The sequence below is a fragment of the Sphingobium sp. MK2 genome, assembly GCF_040170545.1.
Classification (GTDB): Bacteria; Pseudomonadota; Alphaproteobacteria; order Sphingomonadales; family Sphingomonadaceae; genus Sphingobium.
Map to the genome: position 1 here is coordinate 1 of NZ_JAZDXA010000111.1, position 839 is coordinate 839.

2 protein-coding genes are annotated in these 839 nt (G+C 63.6%); both read right to left on the reverse strand.

All coding sequences use genetic code 11. The features are described 5' to 3' along the window. Positions 1-217 precede the first annotated feature (217 nt). Positions 218-547 (reverse strand): hypothetical protein, encoded by a 330-nt coding sequence (locus V2I08_RS20525; protein WP_349636587.1) that lies wholly within the window; start codon positions 545-547, stop codon positions 218-220. Further along, positions 537-839 (reverse strand): hypothetical protein (locus tag V2I08_RS20530; RefSeq protein WP_349636588.1); only part of this gene is annotated, 303 nt, incomplete at its 5' end. The genes V2I08_RS20525 and V2I08_RS20530, both read right to left, overlap by 11 nt.

Here is an 839-nt window from a genome sequence, read left to right on the forward strand (position 1 = left end):
CCGCCACCTCGCTAAAAGAGCGGTAATCATCCCGGCGAATGGGCACCGCGCAAGGCGCCCCTCAGACCCCGCTTACTCTCCACCCCCGGCAGAACCGCCTGCTCAACCCATGCGTCGAACGAACCATACCAGACCGCGATAAGCGACGGCTTCGGCTTCCCGGCATCCTCCAACCGCTCCAACCGCTTCTGTAAGGCTCGGACGCCAGCCATTGTGGTTATCGCAGTCCCAGCCGCTCGCGCATGTCAAAGGGCAGGTCCGGCGCACCGGCACGGACCGGCAGTGGCACGGGTGCAGGTGCGACCGCGACGGCTTCAGGCTCGGCAGTGACCACGGTGGCAGGCACCGGCACCGAACCGCAACCCATGCGCGCCAAGATGGCACGGATGCGCGGTCCAGCTTCAATGGCATGGAAGAACCAGTAGGCAGTGATTGCCTGCTCTTCCTCCATCGCAGCGAAGTGACGGGGTGCCAACGCAGCGCGAATCTCCGCCTGCTGCTCCCGCTCCATGCGGCGGCGCTCCGCCAGCGATCTGTCAGCTTTCATATGTCACCTTGAGTTGGCGCAGGATGTTGAACATGTCGGCGCGGATTTCCGGGTCGTCGCAGTCGCGCATGACCTCGCAGCATGTGGTCACTACGACCCGCCGCATCTCGCCGCGCTCCTGATCGGTCATGTTCTGAATGGCAACTCGCATGGGGTCGAACCTGCCGGTGAGCAGAATATCGCGGTGATTGAGCGGCACGACATGGAGCGGATGCGTGTCAACGGCGGTCAGATTCCAGGCCATCGGGGCGGAGTAAAAGCAGGCCACTGTTGATGCGGGCCTGACGATATG

What these genes read in the sequence shown, in the direction of transcription:
- V2I08_RS20525 (WP_349636587.1), bottom strand. Translation starts at nt 547, where the DNA reads ATGAAAGCTGACAGATCGCTGGCGGAGCGCCGCCGCATGGAGCGGGAG.